General features: G+C 61.0%; 1 protein-coding gene. It reads right to left on the bottom strand.

Annotated elements, in window-relative coordinates:
* Positions 1–203: hypothetical protein (locus tag SB751_RS28715; RefSeq protein ID WP_410748875.1), on the bottom strand; the 203-nt coding region annotated here is incomplete at its 3' end.
* Between the last annotated feature and the right edge of the window lie 148 nt (positions 204–351).

Below are 351 nucleotides of genomic sequence, written 5' to 3'. Positions count from 1 at the left end.
ATGAAGGCCGAACCGACGATGCCGAAAACGTCCTTGACGCCCTGCGCCACCAGCGTCTCGACAAACGCTTCGCTGGGGGTCATGTGTTGTTTGCTGCTCCGGGTCTCTCTCCTGGCGGACCGGCGCGGCTTGGATTGCATCTTGGCCGGGGTAAACCGATACTGCAGCAGAAGCCCGGCATTTCCCACCCTGCAGCGTTCCATTTTCTGCAGAATCCGCACCAACCTGGCGGCCTTTCGCCAAATCTTCAAATATTGAAAGATGAAAGACGAATCCTCCGCGGCGCTGCGCGCGCTGACCCTGCTGGAACAGGTGGCCCGGTCCGAAACCCCCGTGTCGCTGGCGGCGTTG

This window comes from Cupriavidus sp. SIMBA_020 (genome assembly GCF_046535395.1).
GTDB classification, from domain to species: domain Bacteria; phylum Pseudomonadota; class Gammaproteobacteria; order Burkholderiales; family Burkholderiaceae; genus Cupriavidus; species Cupriavidus campinensis.
The sequence above is the reverse complement of the archived record's forward strand: the minus strand, read 5'-3'. Positions and strand labels throughout refer to the sequence as shown.